The sequence below is a fragment of the Streptomyces griseus genome (assembly GCF_001715295.1).
Taxonomy (GTDB): Bacteria; Actinomycetota; Actinomycetes; order Streptomycetales; family Streptomycetaceae; genus Streptomyces; species Streptomyces griseus_G.
On record NZ_MDKB01000002.1, the window covers coordinates 1,462,880 to 1,482,526 of the forward strand.

16 protein-coding genes, 5 tRNA genes and 1 riboswitch are annotated in these 19,647 nt (G+C 72.7%); of the genes, 10 read left to right on the forward strand and 11 right to left on the reverse strand.

Annotated elements, in window-relative coordinates:
* Window positions 1-91: 91 nt before the first annotated feature.
* The 3 genes from lhgO to BA175_RS13155 all read left to right on the forward strand — a co-directional run bounded on the left by lhgO (window position 92) and on the right by BA175_RS13155 (window position 3,781).
* The gene (gene lhgO / locus BA175_RS13145; protein ID WP_069171470.1) at window positions 92-1,348 is read left to right on the forward strand and encodes an L-2-hydroxyglutarate oxidase; all 1,257 of its coding nucleotides are present in this window, start codon (window positions 92-94) and stop codon (window positions 1,346-1,348) included.
* On the forward strand, window positions 1,341-2,174 hold the full coding sequence (gene trmB, locus BA175_RS13150) for a tRNA (guanosine(46)-N7)-methyltransferase TrmB (RefSeq protein WP_069171471.1): 834 nt from the start codon (window positions 1,341-1,343) through the stop codon (window positions 2,172-2,174). The genes lhgO and trmB overlap by 8 nt, the downstream gene beginning before the upstream one ends.
* Before the next feature lie 149 nt (window positions 2,175-2,323).
* Window positions 2,324-3,781, forward strand: coding sequence for a PrsW family intramembrane metalloprotease (locus BA175_RS13155; RefSeq protein WP_069171472.1), 1,458 nt, complete (start codon window positions 2,324-2,326; stop codon window positions 3,779-3,781).
* A 435-nt stretch (window positions 3,782-4,216) separates the two neighbouring features.
* On the opposite strand, the gene BA175_RS13160 is transcribed toward BA175_RS13155, so the two are convergent.
* The 4 genes from BA175_RS13160 to BA175_RS13175 all read right to left on the reverse strand — a co-directional run bounded on the left by BA175_RS13160 (window position 4,217) and on the right by BA175_RS13175 (window position 7,900).
* Entirely contained in the window at window positions 4,217-5,257 is a 1,041-nt protein-coding gene (locus BA175_RS13160; RefSeq protein ID WP_069171473.1) for a M23 family metallopeptidase, read from the reverse strand.
* Between the two features lie 11 nt (window positions 5,258-5,268).
* Window positions 5,269-5,421: riboswitch (cyclic di-AMP (ydaO/yuaA leader) on the reverse strand.
* Between the two features lie 234 nt (window positions 5,422-5,655).
* Window positions 5,656-6,813, reverse strand: coding sequence for a PP2C family protein-serine/threonine phosphatase (locus BA175_RS13165; protein WP_069171474.1), 1,158 nt, complete (start codon window positions 6,811-6,813; stop codon window positions 5,656-5,658).
* A 134-nt stretch (window positions 6,814-6,947) separates the two neighbouring features.
* Window positions 6,948-7,694 carry a MerR family transcriptional regulator gene (locus BA175_RS13170; RefSeq protein ID WP_069171475.1) on the reverse strand — a complete coding sequence of 249 codons (747 nt, stop codon included), beginning with the start codon at window positions 7,692-7,694 and terminating at the stop codon, window positions 6,948-6,950.
* Window positions 7,695-7,826: 132 nt separating this feature from the next.
* Window positions 7,827-7,900: transfer RNA gene (locus tag BA175_RS13175), tRNA-Met, on the reverse strand.
* Between the two features lie 645 nt (window positions 7,901-8,545).
* On the opposite strand from BA175_RS13175, the gene BA175_RS31135 reads away from it, so the two are divergent.
* From BA175_RS31135 to arr, 3 genes are all read left to right on the forward strand, one after another.
* Window positions 8,546-8,695: a hypothetical protein gene (locus BA175_RS31135; RefSeq protein WP_175420816.1), complete on the forward strand. Its 150-nt coding sequence runs from the start codon at window positions 8,546-8,548 to the stop codon at window positions 8,693-8,695.
* A gap of 164 nt (window positions 8,696-8,859) precedes the next feature.
* Complete coding sequence (locus BA175_RS13180; RefSeq protein WP_069171476.1) at window positions 8,860-9,081, forward strand: hypothetical protein; 222 nt, start codon at window positions 8,860-8,862, stop codon at window positions 9,079-9,081.
* Window positions 9,082-9,289: 208 nt separating this feature from the next.
* Window positions 9,290-9,700: an NAD(+)--rifampin ADP-ribosyltransferase gene (arr, locus tag BA175_RS13185; protein ID WP_069171477.1), complete on the forward strand. Its 411-nt coding sequence runs from the start codon at window positions 9,290-9,292 to the stop codon at window positions 9,698-9,700.
* A gap of 98 nt (window positions 9,701-9,798) precedes the next feature.
* On the opposite strand, the gene BA175_RS13190 is transcribed toward arr, so the two are convergent.
* The 4 genes from BA175_RS13190 to BA175_RS13210 form a co-directional block, all read right to left on the reverse strand.
* A tRNA-Lys gene (locus BA175_RS13190) sits at window positions 9,799-9,872 on the reverse strand.
* Between the two features lie 94 nt (window positions 9,873-9,966).
* Complete coding sequence (locus tag BA175_RS13195) at window positions 9,967-11,505, reverse strand: amino acid permease (protein WP_079159523.1); 1,539 nt, start codon at window positions 11,503-11,505, stop codon at window positions 9,967-9,969.
* Between the two features lie 102 nt (window positions 11,506-11,607).
* Window positions 11,608-13,833, reverse strand: coding sequence for a DEAD/DEAH box helicase (locus BA175_RS13200; protein ID WP_175420817.1), 2,226 nt, complete (start codon window positions 13,831-13,833; stop codon window positions 11,608-11,610).
* A gap of 930 nt (window positions 13,834-14,763) precedes the next feature.
* Window positions 14,764-15,117, reverse strand: coding sequence for a metallopeptidase family protein (locus BA175_RS13210; RefSeq protein WP_069171480.1), 354 nt, complete (start codon window positions 15,115-15,117; stop codon window positions 14,764-14,766).
* Window positions 15,118-15,228: 111 nt separating this feature from the next.
* Between BA175_RS13210 and BA175_RS13215 the strand changes: the two genes are divergently transcribed.
* The 4 genes from BA175_RS13215 to BA175_RS13230 all read left to right on the forward strand — a co-directional run bounded on the left by BA175_RS13215 (window position 15,229) and on the right by BA175_RS13230 (window position 17,136).
* Window positions 15,229-16,770 (forward strand): metallophosphoesterase family protein, encoded by a 1,542-nt coding sequence (locus BA175_RS13215; protein WP_069171481.1) that lies wholly within the window; start codon window positions 15,229-15,231, stop codon window positions 16,768-16,770.
* A gap of 80 nt (window positions 16,771-16,850) precedes the next feature.
* Window positions 16,851-16,923 (forward strand) — tRNA-Glu (locus BA175_RS13220).
* 39 nt (window positions 16,924-16,962) lie between these two features.
* A tRNA-Asp gene (locus BA175_RS13225) sits at window positions 16,963-17,037 on the forward strand.
* A 22-nt stretch (window positions 17,038-17,059) separates the two neighbouring features.
* A tRNA-Phe gene (locus tag BA175_RS13230) sits at window positions 17,060-17,136 on the forward strand.
* 37 nt (window positions 17,137-17,173) lie between these two features.
* Here the strand turns inward: BA175_RS13230 and BA175_RS13235 are convergent.
* From BA175_RS13235 to BA175_RS13245, 3 genes are read right to left on the reverse strand one after another with little or no spacing between them, the layout of a single operon-like run.
* The gene (locus BA175_RS13235) at window positions 17,174-18,070 is read right to left on the reverse strand and encodes a cytochrome c biogenesis CcdA family protein (protein WP_069171482.1); all 897 of its coding nucleotides are present in this window, start codon (window positions 18,068-18,070) and stop codon (window positions 17,174-17,176) included.
* A complete protein-coding gene (locus BA175_RS13240) occupies window positions 18,067-18,837 on the reverse strand; it encodes a thioredoxin domain-containing protein (protein ID WP_069171483.1) in 771 nt (256 codons plus the stop codon). Before BA175_RS13240 ends, BA175_RS13235 begins: the two co-directional genes overlap by 4 nt.
* Window positions 18,838-18,893: 56 nt before the next feature.
* Complete coding sequence (locus BA175_RS13245) at window positions 18,894-19,238, reverse strand: hypothetical protein (RefSeq protein ID WP_069171484.1); 345 nt, start codon at window positions 19,236-19,238, stop codon at window positions 18,894-18,896.
* Window positions 19,239-19,647: the final 409 nt, after the last annotated feature.

Consider the following 19,647-nt stretch of genomic DNA (forward strand, 5'->3'; position numbering starts at 1 on the left):
CGGGGCGGTGGACAGGCCGCCACGCCCCGCTCCTCCGGGTTTGAGCCCGCTGTCAGTGGGTCAGTGCACTATCGGGGTGGGAGGTGGCGTGATGATGACGCACGCGGCGTACGACTGCGACGTTCTGGTGATCGGTGGCGGGATCGTCGGTCTGTCGACCGCGTACGCCGTCACGCGCTCCGCGCCGGGCACCCGGGTCACGGTCCTGGAGAAGGAGTGGGGCCCCGCCCGCCACCAGACCGGACGCAACAGCGGAGTGGTGCACAGCGGCATCTACTACCCCCCGGGTTCGCTCAAGGCGCGGTATGCCACGCGCGGCGGTGCCGAGCTGGCCGGCTTCTGTGCGGAGCACGGCATCCCGTACGCCGTGACGGGCAAGCTGATCGTGGCCACGGAGAGCGGCGAGCTGCACCGGCTGCACGCCCTGGCGCAGCGCGGCCGGGCGCACGGCCTGCCGGTCCGGGAGCTCGGTCCCGTCCAGATCGCGGGGTACGAACCGCGGGTGCGCGGCCGTGCGGCGATCCGGGTCGCTACGACCGGGGTGTGCGACTTCCCGGCGGTGGCCGCCCGGCTGGCCGCCGAGGTGGGTGAGGCCGGCGGCGAGGTGCGGTACGGCGCGGAGGTCGTCGCCGTGGACCGGCGCGCCTGGGGCGTGGCGGTGCGGACGGCCGACGGCCGGGTGGTCCGTGCCCGGGTCCTGGTGAACTGCGCGGGGCTGCACTGCGACCGGGTGGCACGACTCGCGGGTGACGACCCGGGCGTGCGGATCGTGCCGTTCCGCGGCGAGTACTACGAGCTGGCCCGCCCCGAGCTGGTGCGGGGGCTGGTCTATCCGGTGCCGGATCCGGCCTTCCCCTTCCTCGGGGTGCACCTGACCCGGGGTGTCGACGGCACGGTCCACGTCGGGCCGAACGCGGTGCCGGCGCTGGCCCGCGAGGGGTACAGCTGGCCGGTCGTCCACCCACGGGAGCTGGCCGCGACGGTGAGCTGGCCCGGTTCCTGGCGGATCGCCCGGCGCCACTGGCGGTACGCGGCGGACGAGATGCGCAGATCTCTCTCGAAGCGGGCGTTCACCCGGGCCGTCCAGCGGCTGCTTCCCGAGGTCACGGAGGACGATCTGCGGCCGTCCCCGGCGGGTGTCAGGGCGCAGGCGGTGCTGAGCGACGGCACGCTCGTGGACGACTTCCTGATCCGGGAGGCCACGCACACCGTGCACGTGCTGAACGCCCCGTCGCCCGCTGCCACCGCTTCGCTGCCCATCGGGAGGGAGGTGGCGCGACGGGCCCTGCAGCGGGCGCGCGCGACGGGATGGACGCCGCCCGCCGTAGAATCGGGGCATTGTGTCTGATCCCTTGAACCCCACGCCCGAGACGCCCGAGACGCCCGGCCCCGCAGGCACCGACGCCGACGCCCTGCGCGAAGCCTCGTTCGAGCGTCAGCGCAGGCTGCGCCAGGAGCCGCGCTTCCCGGGCGGGCCCGCCGCCGACCCGGCGGGCTCCCACCACGAGCGCCGGATCCGCAGCTTCCAGCCGCGCCGCAGCCGGGTGACCGCCGGCCAGGAGGACGCCCTGCAGCGGCTGTGGCCTCTCTGGGGCCTGGACATCGACGGCCGCGGTGTCCTGGACCTGCCCGCCCTGTTCGACGGCCTTCCGGTGATCCTGGAGATCGGCTTCGGCATGGGCGAGGCCACCGCGCTGATGGCGGCCGACGATCCCGCAACCGGCATTCTGGCCGTCGACGTGCACACCCCCGGTCAGGGCAATCTCCTCGGCCTCGCGGAGCGTGCGGGGCTGTCCAACATCCGTGTCGCCAACGGTGACGCGATCATCCTGCTCCGCGAGATGCTGGAGCCGGCGTCGCTGGACGGGCTGCGGGTGTACTTCCCCGACCCCTGGCCCAAGAAGCGGCACCACAAGCGACGGCTGATCCAGCCGGAGTTCCTCGACCTGGTGGCGCGGCGGCTGAAGCCGGGGGCGGTCATCCACTGCGCGACGGACTGGGAGCCGTACGCGGAGCAGATGCTCGAGGTCCTGACCGCGCACCCGCTGTTCGAGAACACCCATGCGGACGGCGGCTACGCGCCCCGGCCCGCCTTCCGGCCCCTGACCCGTTTCGAGGGCCAGGGTCTGGACAAGGGCCACGTCGTGCGCGACGTCCTGTTCCGCCGCCTCTGACTCCCGCCCGGCATCCGCCCGGATCTCGCCCGGCACCCGGTCGCAGGACCTTCGCCCGGCTCGTTCCGGGCATCCCCGACCAGCCACCGACCGGCGCCCGGCCGGCACACGCATGGCCGGGTGTCAGTCCCTCTCGCTAGGGTCATCAGGTGTCCGAACAGCACCAGCAGCCGGACGTCCCTGTGCTCGAGGAGCAGCGGCTCGACGAGTTCCTGGGCGCCGTACCCGAGCGAGGCCAATGGCGTTACCGGCCCCGGCGCGTCGGCATGGTCTGGCGCAGCAGGACGTTCCGCGCCGGCGCGGTGATCACCGTGCTCGCACTGTGCGGGCTGATGATCCTGGCGTTGGTCCGCGAACAGACCGGCACCCAGGGCTTCGTGGTGGGGCTCGGCCTGGCCGTGCTGCCCGTCCCCGTGCTCATGTCGGCTTTCCGCTGGCTGGACCGGGTGGAGCCGGGGCCCTGGCGGAACCTGCTGTTCGCCTTCGCCTGGGGCGCGTGCGCGGCCGCCCTCGTCGCGATCACCGCGAACACGTTCGCGACCCGCTGGATAGCGACGGCCACCGCCGACCCGGCGAGCGCGGACACCCTGGGCGCCACCGTCATCGCCCCGGTCGTCGAGGAGAGCGCCAAGGCCGCCGCAGTCCTGCTGATCTTCCTCTTCCGGAGACGGGAATTCGGCGGCGTCGTCGACGGGATCGTGGTCGCCGGGTTCGCCGCTACCGGGTTCGCGTTCACCGAGAACATCCTCTACCTGGGCAACGCCTTCGGCGAGGACCAGCAGCTGGGGACCACGGGGTTCCCCTCGGTGACGGCCGGGACCTTCTTCGTACGGGCGGTCATGTCACCGTTCGCGCACCCCCTGTTCACGGTGCTGACCGGCATCGGCTTCGGGATCGCCGCCGTCGGCGGCAGGCGGCACCCGGTGCGCCGGATCGTGCTGCCGGTGCTCGGGCTCCTCCTCGCCATGGGCCTGCACGCCCTGTGGAACGGCTCGTCGGCCCTCGGCGCGTACGGCTTCTACGTGGTGTACGGCGCGGTCATGGTCCCGGCCTTCGGCCTGGTGACCTGGCTGGCGATCTGGTCACGCCAGCGGGAGCTCCGTACGCTCGCCGGCGAGTTGCCCGTCTACGCGGCGGCGGGCTGGCTCACCCCCGCCGAGCCGGTCGCCCTGGCGTCGATGCGGGCGCGGGGCATGGCCCGTGACATGGCCAGGCACTGGAACAGCCACCCGGACCGTGCCCGGGGCAGGGCCGCGGCCCGCGCGGTCGCCGAGTACGAGCTGTTCGCGACCTCGCTGGCGATGCTGCGCCGCAGGGCCCGCCACGACGGGGCGGGCCATGAGTTCGCCGCACGGGAGCAGGAGTTGCTGCACCATCTGTGGCAGCGCCGGGAGGTCGCGGGCCCGGCCCTGACGTACGCGGCCCATGCGACGGGCCGGATACGCGCCCACCGGATGCCTCCGCCCGGCCCGTTTCCCCACCAACGGCCCTCCGCCGGGACGTATCCGCAGCAGCTCCCGCCGCCGCACCGGCACTACGGCGGCCACAACCCCTATCTGCAGACCGGCGGTCAGCGGCCGGAGGGTGAGCACCCGCCGCCCCGGTAGGCCTGGCGGAGTCCCCGGCCCGCACAAGGCTGACGCGGCCGCACACCCGGCAGACGCCGGGCCGGCACCCGCGGCCCCGAACCGGCGGACGGGCACCCCCACGGGCGGATCGACGGTGGCGCGGACCGGCGGAAGCCGAGCCGGCACCCGCGGCTCCGGACCGGTCGGCACCCGCGCGGCCGCACACCCGGCAGACGCCGGGCCGGCACCCGCGGCCCCGAACCGGCGGGCGGGCACCCCCACGGGCGGGTCGACGCAGGCGCGGACCGGCGCAGGCGCGGACCGGCGGACGCCGAGCCGGCACCTGCGGCCCCCGGACCGACCGACCTGCCGGCAGCCGCGCGGCCGCGCCGTACGCAGACCGGCGGCCCTGACGTCGGGGGGTGTGCGTCAGGGCCGCCGGGGTTCGGGTGCGCCGTACGCCGGCGCGTGCGGTCAGATCGACAGGCCCTTGCTGCGCAGCCAGCTCATGGGGTCGATGCCCGAGCCGTCCGCGGTGTGGACCTCGAGGTGGAGGTGCGGGCCCGTCACGTTGCCGGTGGCGCCGACGCGTCCGATGGTGTCGCCGGTGTTGACCGTCTGACCGGCCGTGACGTCCATCGAGGACTGGTGGCAGTACCAGACCTCCGTACCGTCCTCGAGCTCGAGGACCGTGCGGTAGCCGTACGAGCCGGACCAGCCGGCCGACTTCACCGTTCCGCCGTGGACCGCCTTGACCGGCGTACCGGTCGGTGCGGCGAAGTCCAGCCCGGTGTGGTAGCCGGAGGACCACATCGAACCGGCCTGACCGTAGGTCGACGTGATCGTGTACGAGGAGGTGGGGATGGCGTAACTGGCGGCGAGCTTGGCGAGGCGCTCGGCCTCGGCCTTCTTCCTCGCAGCCTCCTCCGCGGCCTTCTTCTCGGCCGCGGCCTCGGCCTCGGCCTTGCTCTGCTGCTTCGCGGCCTGGGCTGCGGCCTCCTCGGCTGCGGCCTTCTCCTCCGCGGCCCGTGCCTCGGCATCGGCTCCGGCCTGCTGCTGCTCGGCCTGCTGGAGGATGCGCGCCCGCAGGGCTTCACCCGCGTCGGTGGTTCCCCCCTCGGCCTCGGCTGCGGTGATGCCGGCCGTGGTCAGCGGGGCCGACGCGGCCACGGTCTCGTGGTCCGCCTCGGCCTCGTCGGACATGAAAGCGCCCATGCCGGGAAGGGACTTGGCATCGGGAAGCTTGTCCGCGAGGGAATCGGGAAGAGAGATGGAGACGGGCGGCTTGCTCTGCGCGGTGGCCATGCCACCCGCGCCGACGGCCGCGATGACACCGACGCCGAGGACGGTGGAGCTACGGGCGAGACCTCGCTGCTTGGCTACGCGGTGCCTGCCGCGCACGGGGCGGACGGACTCCTCGGTGGGATTCCACTCGCCCCACGTCCTCTCCTCGCCACCGGACGAGGCGGTCATGAAGGGTGACGGGGCCTCGGGGGCAGGGTGATTCGACGCCACGTGGGCGCACTCCTTTCCTTCCTTCTCGCCTACCGGGTTAGCTGACGGGTTCGGAGCAGGAAGGTCTCCTACGGGTCCCTTCGTCTCTCACGAGACGCAGGTGCCCGATTCACCCCATGTAGGTGGTTCCCCGGTTCCCTTGCGGAATTCGGCGCTCGCGCACGGTGCCGCCTCTGGCGACGACTGGGACAACCGCGCTGCGTTATCGAACGTTAATAGAGACCAGGGCCCGATTCCAAGCCGTTCCAAGTGATCATTCACGCCTCCGGCCTGCACGTTCATGGGTGAAACGGTCGCAAACGGGCGAGTTGAGCACCCTCTCACGGGTAGGCAATTTCTGACGGTGTGTCAAATGTTATGCGGAGCGGCGTCCTTCGGTCACGGACAGTCGCAGGCGGTCATCCCTCGCCCCTGCCCACGATCTTCACCGTGGTCCGCCGCTCCGGCTGCCCCCGGGCGGGACGCCCGACCGCCAGGAGCGCCATGTCGTCCGTCGACCGGCCCCCGGTGTGCAGCCGTACGTCATCGGTGAGCGCGGAGAGCAACTCGTCGGGTCCGGGGAAGATCCGGCCGCGCAGCCGTTCCGCGGGGTCGTAGAAGGCACCGTCCGCGTTCCGGGCCTCGGAGAGCCCGTCCGTGAACACCAGGAGCGTCGCCCCGGGGGGCATGGCCCACTCGTCCGACCGGTCCGGCCACACGCCCAGCCCCATCCCGATCGGCAGCGCGGGAGCACTGGGCGACAGCACGTCGAGCGCCCCGTCGCCGTGGAGCAGGATCGGCTCGGGGTGACCGCGGTTGACGATGCGCACCGTGTCCGCACCTGCCGGGATCTCGGCGAGTACGGCGGTGACGAACCCCTCCATCGAGTCCAGCCCGCCACGCCGCGTGCCCTCCCGCGCCAGCGCACGCTCCAGCCTCTGGGCCACGCCCTCCAGCGACAGCTCCTGCTCGGCCGCCTCCCGGAACGCCCCGATCACCACGGCCACCGCCCCCACGGCCTCCAGCCCCTTGCCACGCACATCCCCCACGACCAGCCGGACCCCGTGCGGCGTGTCCGCGACGGCGAACAGGTCGCCGCCGACGAACTCGTCCGCCTGGGCCGCCTCGTACCGCGCCGCGACCAGCAGCCCGCCGATGCGGTCGTCCGGCGCCGGGAGCACCGCACGCATCGCGGTGGCCGCGATGACGCGGGCCGAGGCCAGCTGTTCGTTGCTGCGCCGCACGACGGCGTTGATGACGAGGGCGAGCCCGGAGACGGTGATCAGGGTGAGCAGGTCGGTGAGCGGCACGACCCTGGCGAGCGTGCCGTCGGAGAGCCGGATGGCGAGGACGACGAGGACCGCGGCGACCCCGGTGCGGACCGTGCTGGCCATCGAGAAGAAGGGGGCGGCGAGAAGCGGGGCGGCGGCGAAGAACGGGACGGCCGTGACCGCGGCCGGCGTCACGGTGTCGAAGACGACCCCGACCACGATCATCAGGGTCGGCAGCCAGCGCACGAGCCGTCGCGCCCGGGGTGTACCGAACGCCGCCCCGGCCCGCTTTTCCCGCTTCCCCACCTGTGTACTCCTGCCCGGTCCGCCCACGGCTGCGGACGGTACCGCGCCCCACCCGGGCCGGCCGGAGCCGCGCCGTGCGGCACGCAGCCGTCGGCCGAAGGGAGGAGCACGCCGGAGCCCCGGCCCTCCGGAGGTCAGTCGGAGAGCCGGTGCCACGCGTACATCGTCAGTGCATCCCGTACGAGGACGGCGGTACCGTCCCCGTAGCGATCGTAGTTCTTTCCGAAGCGCGCGTCGGCGACATACATCTCCCCGATGCCGATGACGTACGACCGGGTGACCGCCGTCGACAGCGAGAGCCACTCGACGTGCCGCCGGGCGATGTCCTGCACCACCTCGCTGCCCGCGTCCGCCCCGGCCGCGCGGGCTTGTCCGTAGTCCCGGGCGATGGTGTCGTGCGCGTCCTGGAATCCGGTCCGGTCGGCGGGGCTGAGCCCGCGCCACCACCGGGCGCTCCGCTCGTACGCCTCCCGGCCCCAGCGCCGGGTGACCTCCGCCTCGTGCACCGTGTGGTCGAAGCCGTCGAACACTTCCTCGGCCATGAGTTCCTTCCCCTCCTCGGTCCTGCGGAGAGTGGTCCGCACCGAGGCGATCTGCCGCCCGATGCGCTCCCGTTCCTCCTCCAGCAGGCGCAGATGGGCCCTGAGCGCCACCGCGGTGTCCCGCTGCCCCTCCAGTACGTCCCTGATGGCGGGCAGCGACAGCCCGAGCTCCCGCAGCAGCAAGATGCGCTGCAGCCGGACGAGGGCGTCCTGGTCGTAGTACCGGTAGCCGTTGGACCCGATCCGGCTGGGCGTGAGGAGACCGAGATCTCCGTAGTGCCGGAGGGTGCGGCTCGTGGTGCCGGCTCTTCCGGCGATTTCCTGGATGGACCACTCCATGCCGGAAACGCTAGATCTTCACGTAGCGTCAAGGTCCAGCGCGCCGGGCAGAATCTCTTGCCGCCGAGCAGGTGCTTACAGGCAGACGACGGAGGCCCGGATCCTTGGAAGGATCCGGGCCTCCGTCTTCAGTAGCGGGGACAGGATTTGAACCTGCGACCTCTGGGTTATGAGCCCAGCGAGCTACCGAGCTGCTCCACCCCGCGTCGTTGTGATGACAACTCTACGGCATCCGCGAGGCTCTGCCGACCACGTACGGCCGCCACTCCGTCGAACGACCTGCCGTCCGGACCTCCGCCCGCCAGGCGTTTCGCCCCAACACCGCATATATAAAAGGCCGTTGATGTGCGCGGGAGGTATTCAAGGGCGGGTGCAGCTTCTCCCACGATCGTGCACGAGGCCTGTCGTGGGAGCCCTCGGGACGAACCCACCGCTCGGACCCGCCCCCTCCCCCGCGTCCCCCTTCGCCTCTGCGGATCGCTCTCGCGGGCGGAGCGTTCGGCGCGGTGAGGGACGGGCCGCCCACCTGGTCAGCGCCGCGCCGACGCGGCCTCGGGAGACCGAGCAGACGTACGATCCGCACGACCTCTTCCACGCGATCCCGCGCGTCGAACCCGCCCCACCGCACCGACCTTCGGGCCGGGCGGCGTAATACCGGGGGAAAGCCGTGCTGGGAGGGTTACAGTCTGCATGCACCGCATGATGATCCGGCCGCCCGCGAGGCGGCGCGGCACCGGTTGCGGCACATCGTCGCCGTACCGGTCGGGACCCTTCCGGTCATTCCACCGGCGGCCCGGTCGCGGGGCTCTTCACCACACCTACCTACGTCACACCTACGTACAGGACACTCGATGACCGACATGCCCGCATCCACGACGCAGCGGCACACCGACGGCTCGGCCGCGGCCACGGAGACGGGCGCGGCCCCGCTTCCCACGCCCCAGTACGCGGGGCTGTTCGTCGAGCCCGACCTGCCGCCGTTCACCGACGAGACGGAGTGACCGGGGACGTGCGACCGGCGGTCGGCGCGCGGCCTGCGGGCGCGTCACCCGGAGACCTGTGACGGGGGACGTGTGACCGGCCCGGGGGCGACGGGCGCGTCGCCGGCCCCGGACCAGCCGGCCCCCACGGGTGACCGGGCGGCCCGCACGGTCGTTGGAAGGCCATGCGCATCCGTATCGGCGTGGTCGTCCTCGCAGTGGCCCTGCTCGTCGCCGCCTTCCTGTCCAGCATCCCGAGCGAGGCCGAGACGGAAGAGGCCTGCCGGCGGGCACTCGACAACACCTCGACGGTCACCGACCGGCCCGACGCCTGCCAGGACGTGTCGGCACGGACGTACCGCACGTTCCTCCTCATGTACGAGCTGAGGGAGGAGGGCCTGGACTGAGGGTCGGCCGCATTTCCCGCTGGATCAGCGCGCGGCGTCAGCCACGGGTACGGGACACGCGGGAGGCCGGTGGCCACGCCCGGCGCACTCGCCGTGCCCTGTACGGCACCCGGCAGGACGACCTGCTCCTGCGGTGGGGTGCGGTCACCGCGTTCCCACCGTCCTGGACTGCCCACCGTCAGGACTGCGCGGTGGGTAACCTGACCTGATGGACAAGGCGTTGGACGACGGGCCGTTCTTCCACGGCACCAAGGCCGAGCTGCGGGCCGGAGATCACCTCACTGCGGGTTTCCGGTCCAACTACCGGCCCGACATCGTGATGAACCACATCTACTTCACCGCGTTGCGCGACGGCGCGGGCCTGGCCGCCGAACTCGCCGCCGGCGACGGCACCCCCCGCGTGTATCTCGTCGAACCGACCGGAAGCTTCGAGAACGACCCCAACGTCACCGACAAGAAGTTCCCCGGCAATCCCACCCGCTCCTACCGCAGCAGGGAACCGCTCCGGATCGTCGGCGAGGTCACCGACTGGACGCGGCAGACACCCGAAGCACTCCAGGCGTGGCGCGACCGGCTGGCCGCCATGCGTCTCGACGGCCGGGCCGAGATCATCAACTGAGGCTGCCGCCCCTCCCGAACGACGGAGCGCCCCTTCCGGCCGAAACAGGAAAGGGCGCTCAGTACCAGGTCGGCGGGGGTGCGTCCCGCCGTGATCGGTAGGCCGTGTGGGACTCGAACCCACAACCAACGGATTAAAAGTCCGCTGCTCTGACCAATTGAGCTAACGGCCCCTGATGGATCACCCCCCGAGCATAGCTGCCCCGAGCCCGGCAGCCGATCGGGTATCGGGTGCCGGGCCGTGGCGCGCCGGGGCCGGGGCGGGTCTCAGGAGGTGGACGGGCGGTCCGGGGTGTCCGGTTTCAGGAACCAGTGGCGGGCCGACGCCAGCCACCAGGTGGCGGCGAAGCCGAGGACGACCAGGACGGCCAGCGGGGCGTAGTTGAACGTCTCCCAGGTGACGGGGGCCACCTGAGGCAGCATGAACAGGACCGTGATCACCGCGACCCAGGTCACCGCGACGATGCCGATGGGCCGGGACCAGCGGCCCAGGTGCCAGGGGCCCGGGGTGAAGTCGTCGCCCCGCAGCAGCCGGAGCAGGGTGGGGATGACGTAGGCGATGTAGAGGCCGATGACGGCGATGGACGTGACGGCGGCGTACGCGGTGACGTTGATCAGGTACGGCAGGCCCAGCGCCAGTGCGCCGAGTGCGGCCAGCCAGACCGCCGCGACGGGGGTGCGGGTACGGGGGCTGACCGTGTGCCAGATACGGGAGAACGGCAGGGCGCCGTCGCGGGAGAAGGCGTAGATCATGCGGCTGTTGGCCGTCACCGACGCCATACCGCAGAACAGCTGGGCGCCGATGACGACGAGCAGCAGCAGTGTGCCCGTCGTGGCGCCGAGCGCGTCCAGCAGGATCTGGGCGGGCGGGGCCCCGGTCGGGGAGGCGAGGGCGCCCTCGTAGGACTGGATGGCGAAGGTGAAACCGAGGAGCAGGACGAAGCCGGCGATCCAGGAGGTCCAGATGGACCGCACGATCCCGCGCGGGCCCGCCACGGCCGCGTCGTGGGTCTCCTCCGTCATGTGGGCGGAGGCGTCGTACCCGGTGAAGGTGTACTGCGCCATCAGCAGGCCGATCATCACCACGTAGAAGCCGCTGCCCCAGCCCGTGTTGTTGACGAACTCGGTGAAGACGAACGACGCCGACCGGTGCGAGTCGGGCACGAAGGTCAGCGCGCCGACGATGACCGCGACACCGACGACGTGCCACCACACGCTGACGTTGTTGAGCACGGCGACGATGCCGACGCCGAAGGTGTTCAGCAGGCCGTGCAGCACCAGGATCGCCGCGAAGAGCAGGATCGTACGGCCCGGAGTGACCTCGAAGCCGAACTGGAGGTTCAGGTACGCCCCGAGGAAGGACGCCGCCCCGAAGTCGATCCCCGCGGTGACGGCCACCTGACCGAGCACGTTGAACCAGCCGGCGAACCAGGCCCACGCCGCCGCCGAGCGCGGTGGGGCGAGGCGGTGGGCCCAGAAGTACAGTCCGGCGGACGTCGGGTACGCCGAACAGATCTCCGCCATCGCCAGGCCGACGAACAGCGTCATCAGGCCCACGCCGACCCATCCCCAGGTGATGAGGACCGGACCGCCGGTGTTCATGCCGAACAGATACAGCGTCAGGCAGCCCGAGAGCACCGAGATGATCGTGAACGAGACCGCGTAGTTGGAGAACGCGGACATCCGGCGTGCGAGGACCTGGGTGTAACCGAGCTGCGCCAGCCGCTCCTCGTCGGAGGTGGGTACGGGTGAGCCCCGGAGGGCATCGGGCGGAGGGTCCGCCGCCACGGCTTCGTCGTTTGTCATGCCCCCAGCGATGCCCGGGCAGGGACGCCGGAAACGCCGCGGGGCCCGCACGCCACCGAAGTGTCGTACGGGCCCCGCGGGCCGACCGGCGGTCAGCCGGTCTCAGCCGTTGCGCTTCCAGCGCGGCTTGTCGTCGCGACGGCCGAAGGTACCGGTGCCGGTACCCGTGCCGGTGCCACCGCGGTGGTCGTCACGACGGCCGGTGGGACGGTCGCCGCCACCGGAGCGGAAGCCGCCCGTGGGGCGGTCGTCGCGGCGGTCACGGTTGAACGGGCGGTCACTGCCGCCGGAGCGGAAGCCACCGGACGGACGGTCGTCGCGGCGGTCACGGTTGAACGCCGGGCGGTCGTTGTCACGGCGCTCGAACGAACGGCCACCGCGGTCGTCACGACGGTCGCCACCACCGGGACGGAAGCCACCGGACGGACGGTCGTCGCGGCGGTCACGGTTGAACGCCGGGCGGTCGTTGTCACGGCGCTCGAACGAACGGCCACCGCGGTCGTCACGACGGTCGCCACCACCGGAGCGGAAGCCACCGGACGGACGGTCGTTGCTGCTGCGGAACGACGGGCGGTCGTTGCTGCCGCGGTAACCCGAGCCACCGGACGGACGGCCGCTGCGCTCGCCGACCCGGTCGTTGCCACCGCGGTAACCCCCGCGGTCGCCGCCACGGTCGTCCCGGCGGTTGAAGTTGCCCCGGTCGTCACGGCGGTCGTCGCGCGCGGCGGGCTGCTCCGGGACGGACACCGCGGCGATGAGCGCGGCCTCGGCCTCGGCGGTGACCTCGGCCACCGCCGCCTCCGGGTCGTCGCCCCGCTCGCGGGCGGCACGGGCGACCAGGCGGTCGGCCTCCTCGCGCAGCTCGACGGCACGGCGCTGGACGCGCTCCAGCTGCTTGGTGAGGTCGGCCGCCTCGCGCTCGGCCTGCTTGGCCGCGTTGTTCGCGGAGTCGGCCTGGACCTCGGTCAGCGAGCGGGCACCGGTGATCTCGGCGACCTCCGGCTCGAAGACGCCCGCGCCCTGCACGATGTGACGCGAGGCGTCGACGCCCGCGTCCTCCATGAGACGGAAGATCTGACGGCGCTGGTGCGGCAGCGCGAGGGAGACGACGACACCGGACTTGCCGGCGCGGGCGGTACGGCCCGAGCGGTGCAGGTAGTCCTTGTGGTCGCCGGCCGGGTCCACGTTCAGGACGAGGTCGATGCCGTCGACGTGGATGCCGCGCGCGGCGACGTCGGTGGCGACCAGGGCGTTGACGTAGCCCTTCTTGAAGTCCTCGAGCACCCGGGTACGGGCGCCCTGCGTCATGCCGCCGTGCAGCGCGTCCGCCTTCACGCCGGACTCGATGAGCTGCTCGGCGATACGGTCGGCGCCCAGCTGGGTGCGGACGAAGATGATCGTGCGGCCCTTGCGGGCGGCGATCGCGGCCGTGACCGGCGCCTTGTCCTTCGGCTTCACGACGAGGACGTGGTGCGACATGGTCGTGACGTTGCCCTGGGCACTGTCGACCTCGTGGGTCACCGGGTTGTGCAGGTACCGCTTGACGAGCGTGCCGATCTCGTTCTCCATGGTGGCGGAGAAGAGCATGCGCTGGCCGCCGCCGGGGATCTGGTCGAGCAGCTCGGTGACCTCGGGCAGGAAGCCCAGGTCGGACATCTGGTCAGCCTCGTCGAGGACCGCGACCTGGACGTTCTCCAGGGAGCAGGCGCCCCGGTTGATGATGTCGCGCAGCCGGCCCGGCGTGGCGACGAGGACGTCGACACCGCGCTCCAGCGCGTAGATCTGGTTGCCCATCGACGTACCGCCGCAGACGACCTTCATCTTCAGGCCGAGCACGTCGCCGTAGGGCTGCAGGGCGTCCGCGACCTGCATCGCGAGCTCACGCGTCGGGGTGAGGATGATCGCGCGGGGCTTCTTCTTCTCGGTGTGGCCGCCGGCCAGCGTGGCCAGTGTCGGCAGACCGAAGGAGAGCGTCTTGCCGGAGCCGGTACGGCCGCGGCCCAGGATGTCCTTGCCGGCCAGGGCGTCCGGGATGGTCGCCGCCTGGATCGGGAAGGGGGCGGTCACACCGTTCTGCGCGAGCTTGCGGACGATGCCCTCGGGCAGTCCGAGCGAGGCGAACGTGAGGGTCGGCTCGGCGTCCTCGGCCTCGGGGGCCTCGGTGCCGACGGCGTCACCGGTGCTGCCGGCGCTCTCGGCGGCGAGGGTCTCCGCGACCGTCTCGGGGGCGGCGGCCGCGACGGCCTCGGCGATCTCGATGACGGCGCTCGTCTCGGCGGCCTCGACGTTCTCGGGCAGGACGGTGTGGTCAGAACTGGAAATTGACATGCGAAATGCGAAACCTTCCGGAGTCTCGGCACGCGCCCATAACTCCGTGTTTTCGCAATGTCGACCGCCTCAATGCGGTCCAGCCACGGCAAGGGAGAGTACGCGCCACACGGCGCTCTTCTGTGTCGGCGCCGGGCAATGGGATCAAACGATCTACTACCATACGCACTCTCCCCCCGTTCGTGCAAACCGGGTCCGCCGGGACGCGCCTCACACCGGCGCGACCTGCGGCGATGCCGCGGGAGTCGCCCACGCCTCGACCCGCTCCGAGGACCCCGCCGCATCACCGCGGAACTGCGCGGCCGGCGAGGCCGAGGGCGGCTCGGGAGGCGGCTGCGAGGGCTCCGGGGAGACCGGCGGCGGGGACGGGGGCGGCTCGGGGGACGACGGCGGGGGCGGCGGCTCGCCGGGACCCGGGACGCTCGGTTCCGGGAGGGGCGGCTGTCCGCCCCGGGTCTCCTCCGGCTGCCCCGGGGCGGGCGGAGGGAGGCTGCCCGCCGGAGTGGCCGGGGGGCCGTCGTGGGACGCGGTCGGCTCCGGTCGGCGCGGGGCGTCACGCTCCGACTGCGCCTCCGCGCGGCCGCCGCCGGACCCGGCCCGCCCGGGACCGCGCACGGTCGCGCCGTCCGGGTGGGCGGACTCACCCCGGGGCCCGGAGGGACGGGGCGGGGCCGGCTGCCCGGCGTCGTGCCCGACACTCATGCAGCCGGTGGACACGGCGATCGTCAGCGCGGTGACGGCTGCCCGGCGGACGCGGGCGGACAAGTGGCGCACGGAACGGCACCTCCGGGGGCGGGGAGACTGCGGAACGAGGGAGAGAGCGATGTGTCCAACTCCCGCGCACCCGCGGGGGACACGCCCCGGCACAACTCCCGCACATGCCTGCGGTCCGTCAGGCCCTCGGTCGCGCGACCCGCCGTCCCGGTCGCCTCAGCCGTACCCCAGCGCGTGCAGACGCTCGTCGTCGATGCCGAAGTGGTGGGCGATCTCGTGCACGACGGTGATCTCGGTCTCGGCGACCACGTCCTCCCGCGTCTCACACATACGCAGGGTCGGCCCCCGGTAGATCGTGATCCGGTCCGGCAGCACCCCGGCGTACCACTCGCCGCGCTCGGTGAGCGGCGTCCCTTCGTAGAGTCCCAGCAGTTCCCGGTCCTCCGCGTCCTCCGGTTCCTCCTCGACGAACACCGCGACGTTGTCCATCAGCCGCATCAGCTCCGGCGGGACCCGGTCGAGGGCCAGGCTCACCAGCTCTTCGAACTCCTCGCGCGTCATCTCCAGCACTCCGCCATTGTCCCGTACGCGACGCCTGAGCGAGTGGCCGTACGTGCCACCCCCGGCTCACGCCTTCCCGAACGTCCGCATGGCCCCCGCCCGGGTGGGCATACGCGCCCAATGGCCCGCGATCCGATCCGCGCCGCACGCGTCCGCGTCCGGCACCTCCACCGCTCCGGCCCCCGCTCCGGCGCGCCGGGCGGCTCCCTCGCCGCCGCCCCCGCGCACCCGTACGCACGCGCGCTCGGCCTGCTCGCGGTCGTCGTGCTGGGGGCGTGGCTGGGCCTGCTGGCCGTCGGCAGCGTGCGTACGCCGGTGGGGCCCATGGACACCACGATGACCCTGCGGCCCTCGCTGACCGGCGGCACCAAGATCAACGTGGCCCCTCTCGGCGCGCTCCAACTGGACTCCCACACCGCCCCCGTCCGGCTCGACGTGGACGTCGACCAGCTGGATCCCGAGCGCTCGCAGGCCCTGGTCAAGCACCCCGAACGGCTCTCCGGGCTCCAGGGCGAGGTGACGGGCGACGTCGCCTCCGGCACCCGCGAACTCGCCGTGCGCTCCTGTGTGGCCGTCGTCTCCGGCGCCACCGCCCTGGGACTCGCCGTCTACCGCCGCCCGCGCCGCGCCCTGGCGGCCGGCGGGCTCGCACTGGCCCTCCTGGCCGCCTCGGGCGTCAGCGCGTACGCCACCTGGAACCCGAAGTCCGTCCTGGAGCCGAAGTTCTCCGGGCTGCTCTCCAGCGCCCCCTCGGTCGTCGGCGACGCGCGCTCGATCGTCACCGACTTCGACGTCTACCAGCAGGAGCTGGCGCGGCTCGTCACCAACGTCACCAAGCTGTACGACGCCACGTCCACGCTCCCCGTGTACCGGCCCGACCCGGCGACCATCCGGGTCCTGCACGTCTCCGACATCCATCTCAACCCGGCTTCCTGGCACATCATCAGCTCGCTCGTGAAGCAGTACGAGATCGACGTGATCATCGACTCCGGCGACACGATGGACCACGGCACGGCCGCCGAGAACGGCTTCCTGGACCCCGTGCAGGACCTCGGCGCCCCCTACGTGTGGGTGCGGGGCAACCACGACTCCGAGGTCACCCAGGCCTATCTGGACGAGCTCGGCAACGTGCACGTCCTCGACCGGGGAAGCGCGGTGGACGTCGCCGGGCTGCGCATCGCCGGCACCGGTGACCCGCAGTTCACCCCGGACCGTTCGCGCACCCCGGGAGGGAAGGCCTCCGAGCAACTGGCGGGCATGCGCCTCGCGTCCGCGCTGCGTGACCAGAAGCGGGCCGGCACCCCGGTCGACATAGCGGTGGCCCACGACCCGGACGCCGCCCGCGAGACGGACGGAACGGTTCCCCTCGTCCTGTCCGGCCACGTGCACCACCGGGTGAACGAGCTGCTGAAGTTCGGTACGCGGCTGAAGGTCGAGGGCTCCACCGGCGGTGGAGGCCTGCGTGCCGTGCAGAACGAGAAGCCGGAGAAGGTGCGGGCCTCGGTCCTCTACCTGGACCGCTCCACCCGGCGCCTGCAGGCCTGGGACGAGATCACCCTGGGCGGTCTCGGACTGACGACCGCCGAGGTCGGCCGCCATCTGCCGGAGGAGAAGCCGACGGGCCGCTCCCCCTCGCCGACCGGCTCCCCGACCTCCCCGTAAACCGTTTTGGCGATACCTCCTGCCATCACATATGCTTCTCACGTCCCCGACGCGCTGGAAAGCGCGCAGGTGGGCCCTTAGCCCTCATCGTCTAGTGGCCCAGGACGCCGCCCTTTCAAGGCGGTAGCACGGGTTCGAATCCCGTTGGGGGCACGCTTTACCGTGTGCGAGACTTGTCTCGCACATTAGCTTGGTCCTGTGGAGCAGTTTGGAGTGCTCGCCACCCTGTCAAGGTGGAGGCCGCGGGTTCAAATCCCGTCAGGACCGCTGCAGCCCTTGTGAGCTGCGTGGCTGGGTAGCTCAGTTGGTACGAGCGATCGCCTGAAAAGCGATAGGTCGCCGGTTCGATCCCGGCCCCAGCCACCACCCGAAGGCCCCGTCCACGGACGGGGCCTTCGCCGTGTCAGGCCACTTCCTCCTCCCGCTCCTCCTGTGCGCGAGCCGTCGTCCCCGCCCCGTCCTCCCGAGCGCGGAGCCCGCCGGACCTACGCCGCCATTCCTGCGCCCCGAGGCCCAGGAGCACCACGGCCACCACAGCCGTGAGCGCGACCGCGTCCGGTACCCGCGCGCCGATCCGCTGGGCCCACTGCTCGACGGCGAACGACGCGTCGACGTCCAGCAGTCCGGGCAGCGCCGTGGTCCCGTCGTACGCGAGGAAGAGCGCCCCGAGCCCGACGAAGAGAAGGCCGGAGAGCAGCGACGTGGTGTGGAGCTCGAAGCGGCCGGCCCGCAGGGTCCGGCCGCGCAGCCAGGCCCGGCGGCCGAGGTCGAAGCGCTCCCAGAGCAGGGCGAGCACGAACAGCGGCAGGGCCATGCCCAGGGCGTAGACGGCGAGCAGCAGGCCGCCGTAGACCGGACTGCCGCTGACGGCCGCCACCGTGAGGACGCTGCCGAGGATGGGGCCCGCGCAGAAGCCGGCCAGTCCGTAGACGGCGCCCAGAGCGTAGACGGAGAGAGCGGTCGTGGGGCGGATCCGGCCGCTGAGGGCCGCCATCCGGCGGGAGGCGAAACCCCTTCCCGCGATCTGGGCGAGACCGAGCCCGATGATCAGCCAGCCGGCGCCGAGGACGAGGGCGTCGCGGTGCCCGTAGAAGATCCGTCCGGCGTACGAGCCCGCCGCACCCAGCGGGACGAGGGTGGTGGCGAGGCCGGCGTAGAAGACGCCGGTGCGGGCCAGCAGCCGGGAGGCGGAGTCGACGGAGTACGCGAAGAAGGCCGGGAGCAGGAGGGCGCTGCACGGGCTGACCAGGGCGAGCAGGCCGCCGAGCAGGGCCGCGACGTAGCCGATGTCGGGCGTCACCGCGCCTCCTCGCCCGCGCTGCCCACGTTGGCCGCCTCGGCCGCGGCCGCCTCGATGGCCTGGGTGAAGACGGCCGTGGGCTGGGCCCCGGCCAGGGGGCGTCCGTTGACGAGGAACGACGGGGTGGAGGTGGCGCCGATCCCGTACGCCTGCTCCTGGTCGCGGCCGATCGCTTCCGCGGCCTGAGGGCTTTCCGTGTCGCGTGCGAAGCGGTCGAGGTCCTTGACCCCGGCCTCCTTCGCGAGGGCCCTGAGCCGGGCCTCGCCGAAGCCCTTCTCCTTGGCGCCGTCGGCGTAGGCGGCCCGGTGGAAGGCCCAGAAGCGGTCCTGCTGTCCGGCGGCCCAGGAGGCACGGGCGGCGGCCTCCGACTCCTCGCCGAAGAGGGGGAAGTTACGCCACTCGATGCGCAGGGTGCCGTTCCGGACGTACTTCTCGACGAGCGCGGGTTCGGTGTCCCGGGCGAACTTCCCGCAGTAACCGCACTGGAAGTCGGCGTACTCGATGAGGACGACGGGGGCGTCCGTGCGGCCCTGGGCCAGCTTGTCCCCGGCCTCGCGCCTGGCGAGCTTCGCCAGTTCCGGGTAGACGTCGTCGTCCGGCGCGGCGGACCCGGCGACGGCGGCGGGTGTGTCGGACGCCGGGACGTCGGGGGCGGTGGCGCGGTACGAGACGAAGCCGAGGAGGCCGGCGGCGAGGACGACGACGGCGCCGAGGGCGAGCGGCTTCTTCGAGGAGGACCGGGACGAGGGACGGGTGGGCATGGGCATGTGGTGCTCCGTGCTGAGGAGGGTGGATGCTGCGGTGGCGGGGGAGGCGTGGCGGCCTACACCCTCAGCACGGACAGTTCTACGGGCGTGGGTGCGGCGGGCCGGGGACCGTGCACGGGGAGACACGCCGGCAGCGGAGCCGGCCCCCGGCCGGCGGCGGCGGGCAGGCCCCACGGGGCGGGCCCCGGCGCCTGGTCCTGAGCGGTACGCGTCCGGGCCGGCAGGGCGGGACCGGTGCCGTCGTGGTCTCCGGTGCGGTCGCAGCCGGGTATGCCGGCGTCCCCTGCGGTGGCCACCACCCCCGTGGCCGGGGTGCCGCCCGCGGCGGCCGCCGGTGCGCAGAGCAGCCCCAGCACGACCGCGAGCACGGCCAGCAGGCTGCACCACTGCGTACGGGACACGGGACCGCCTTGCGCGCGGGGAACGTTGATCAGTTGCCCGGAATGGTACGTGCTGTGATCCCGTGCGCCCGCTCGGTGACTGCCGTCACGGCCGAGCCGCAGGCCCCGGGGCCGGGCTGCGGCACCTCGCCGCGCCGGGCCCCCGGGAACACCCGGACCCGGACGAGCCTCCCCGCGCCGGACCGCAGACCCCGGTCCGACGCCGGCCGTCTCCACGCCGGGACCGCACCACCTCCCGCCCCAGCCCTCACCGCACCAGGGTCACACCACGGCCACCCGGCCCCCGCCCCCACCGCGCCGGGACCGCACCACCACTCGGCCGGACCGTGCAGACCACCGCGGCCCCGCCGCGGCCCCCGCCCGGCGCGCACGCAGGACAGGTCCGACCGCGTGAGCCCGCCGGCACCGT

Bases quoted from the DNA above. Each gene is read 5' to 3' on its own strand.
- lhgO (WP_069171470.1), top strand. From the start codon at position 92: ATGATGACGCACGCGGCGTACGACTGCGACGTTCTGGTGATCGGTGGC.
- BA175_RS13170 (WP_069171475.1), bottom strand. From the start codon at position 7,694: ATGGAGTGGTCCATCCAGGAAATCGCCGGAAGAGCCGGCACCACGAGC.
- BA175_RS31135 (WP_175420816.1), top strand. From the start codon at position 8,546: ATGACCGACATGCCCGCATCCACGACGCAGCGGCACACCGACGGCTCG.
- BA175_RS13180 (WP_069171476.1), top strand. From the start codon at position 8,860: ATGCGCATCCGTATCGGCGTGGTCGTCCTCGCAGTGGCCCTGCTCGTC.
- arr (WP_069171477.1), top strand. From the start codon at position 9,290: ATGGACAAGGCGTTGGACGACGGGCCGTTCTTCCACGGCACCAAGGCC.
- BA175_RS13195 (WP_079159523.1), bottom strand. From the start codon at position 11,505: ATGACAAACGACGAAGCCGTGGCGGCGGACCCTCCGCCCGATGCCCTC.
- BA175_RS13200 (WP_175420817.1), bottom strand. From the start codon at position 13,833: ATGTCAATTTCCAGTTCTGACCACACCGTCCTGCCCGAGAACGTCGAG.
- BA175_RS13215 (WP_069171481.1), top strand. From the start codon at position 15,229: ATGGCCCGCGATCCGATCCGCGCCGCACGCGTCCGCGTCCGGCACCTC.
- BA175_RS13240 (WP_069171483.1), bottom strand. From the start codon at position 18,837: ATGCCCATGCCCACCCGTCCCTCGTCCCGGTCCTCCTCGAAGAAGCCG.